The following is a 2159-nucleotide window of genomic DNA, read 5'->3' on the forward strand; positions in this document are numbered from 1 at the left end:
CCAAGCGGTCTTAGGAAGACAAAACATTCTACCAACTCCTTGGCTCACAGAACGACATGGCTACGATCCGACTTGCGGCGCTGTCGCTGATCGTCGGCAATATCACCGGTATCGTGCAGCGCAATGTGAAGCGGATGCTCGCGTACTCGGCGATCTCGAACATGGGCTTCGTGCTGCTCGGTCTGCTCGCAGGCGTGGTCGACGGCAAAACGACGGCTGCGGCAAGCGCATACGGTTCGGCGATGTTCTACAGCATCGTCTACCTCGTGACGACGCTCGGCTCGTTCGGCGTCGTGATGCTGCTCGGCCGACGCGACTTCGAAGCGGACACGCTCGACGATTTCAAAGGCCTCAATCAGCGCAACCCGGTGTACGCGTTCGTGATGATGGTGATGATGTTCTCGCTCGCCGGCATTCCGCCGACGGTCGGCTTCTATTCGAAGCTGGCGGTGCTCGAAGCGACGATGAACGCCGGCCTCACGTGGCTCGCGGTGCTCGCGGTGATCACCTCGCTGTTTGGCGCGTTCTACTACCTGCGTATCGTCAAGCTCATGTACTTCGACGAGCCGCAGGACACGACTGCGATCGCCGCCGATTCGAGCAAGCGCCTGCTGCTCGCGCTGAACGGCATCGCGGTGGTGCTGCTCGGCATCGTGCCGGGCCCGCTGATGACGGTCTGCCTGCAGGCTATCTCGCACACGTTGCCGCTCTAACCGATGTCGGCAGCAGGGTGGTTTATCGTGCTGTTGGCGCTCGTCGGCGCCAACCTGCCATTTGTGAACCAGCGTCTCTTCGCGGTCGTGCCGATGAGGGCCGCGAAGAAAAGCGCGTGGATCCGAATCGGCGAGATGATCGTGCTGTATTTCGTGGTCGGCGCGTTCGGCTTCATGCTCGAAGCGCGCGCCGGCAACCGTTTCGAGCAGGGCTGGCAATTTTACGCAATTACTTTCAGCCTGTTCGTCGTATTCTCGTTTCCTGGTTTCGCGTTTCAATATCTCGTCAAACGGCGCTGACGGTACCAGCCGGGGCGCCTGGTCTTCCAGAGGTCGCATATGGCTGAGCCTACCGGTCATCCGGAACAGCATCACTTGGAACATCACGCCGCACTGAACGAAACGCGCGTGTCGAGCAAACAGGTGTACAAGGGGCCGTTCATGACGGTCAACCTCGACGTCGTGCGCTTGCCCGACGGCAAGGAAGCGACGCGCGAATACGTCGTGCATGCGGGCGCCGTGATGGTGATTCCGCTGCTCGACGACGGCCGCGTGCTGCTCGAGCGGCAGTATCGCTATGCGACCGGCAAGGTGATGATCGAATACCCGGCCGGCAAGCTCGATCCGAACGAGGACGAACTCACGTGCGCGAAGCGCGAGCTCGAAGAGGAAACCGGCTATACGGCGCGCGAGTATATCTATCTCACGCGCATCCATCCGATCATTTCGTATTCGACCGAGTTCATCGACATCTACCTCGCGCGCGGTCTGACTGCGGGCGAGCCGAGGCTCGACGAGGGCGAATTCATCGAGACGTTCACCGCGACGGTGCCTGAAGTGTCGGAGTGGATCCGCAACGGCGAGCTGAGCGATGTGAAGACGATCATCGGCACGTTCTGGCTGGAGAAGTTCCTGTCCGGCGAGTGGTCCGTTCCGGCGCCCGTCGAGGGCTGAAGACGAGGCCCGGAAAGCCGAGGTCAGGAACGTAGGGCGGCAAATTCGGCTGCAATCCGGCTGCAACGCGGCTGCATATTGTCGAGCTCGCGCTCGAGCGCGACGCCAGGCGCGAAGATGCCGGTGTACGTGCGGCCAGAGCGGTCGACGCGGGAGTACCATTGTGCCTGCCGGAACGATCCCCACATTGAGATGCCGACACCAAGGCAATCACGTTTTAGAACGATCGTTCACAAACCACTGTTTTACGCTAAACTCGCAGGCAAGCCCTGATTCCAGATGAAGGTCCTCGATTTACAGTGCCCGCACGGCCATCGGTTCGAAGGCTGGTTCGCCTCCGCTGAAGACTTCGAAGCGCAGGCGGGCAAGCACCTTGTCGAATGCCCGATTTGCGGCGCCAATGAAGTGAGCCGTCTGAAGTCGGAGGCCAAGCGGTCTTAGGAAGACAAAACATTCTACCAACTCCTTGGCTCACAGAACGACATGGCTACG

The 2159-nt window shown here is 60.4% G+C and carries 2 protein-coding genes and 2 pseudogenes; all 4 read left to right on the top strand.

Annotated features, from left to right (window positions below; all coding sequences use genetic code 11):
- Nucleotides 1–71 precede the first annotated feature (71 nt).
- A pseudogene (locus QYH69_RS35760) lies at nt 72–713 on the top strand (NADH-quinone oxidoreductase subunit N); the annotation flags it as partial.
- A 3-nt stretch (nt 714–716) separates the two neighbouring features.
- Nucleotides 717–1013, top strand: coding sequence for a DUF2818 family protein (locus QYH69_RS35765; RefSeq protein WP_308836324.1), 297 nt, complete (start codon nt 717–719; stop codon nt 1011–1013).
- A gap of 39 nt (nt 1014–1052) precedes the next feature.
- Nucleotides 1053–1667: an NUDIX hydrolase gene (locus QYH69_RS35770; protein WP_308836325.1), complete on the top strand. Its 615-nt coding sequence runs from the start codon at nt 1053–1055 to the stop codon at nt 1665–1667.
- Nucleotides 1668–1946: 279 nt separating this feature from the next.
- Nucleotides 1947–2090 (top strand): annotated as a pseudogene (locus tag QYH69_RS35775) (DUF1178 family protein); the annotation flags it as partial.
- Nucleotides 2091–2159: the final 69 nt, after the last annotated feature.

Origin of the sequence: Paraburkholderia sp. SARCC-3016, from assembly GCF_031119615.1 — a bacterium.
In the GTDB taxonomy this organism is placed as follows: Bacteria; Pseudomonadota; Gammaproteobacteria; order Burkholderiales; family Burkholderiaceae; genus Paraburkholderia.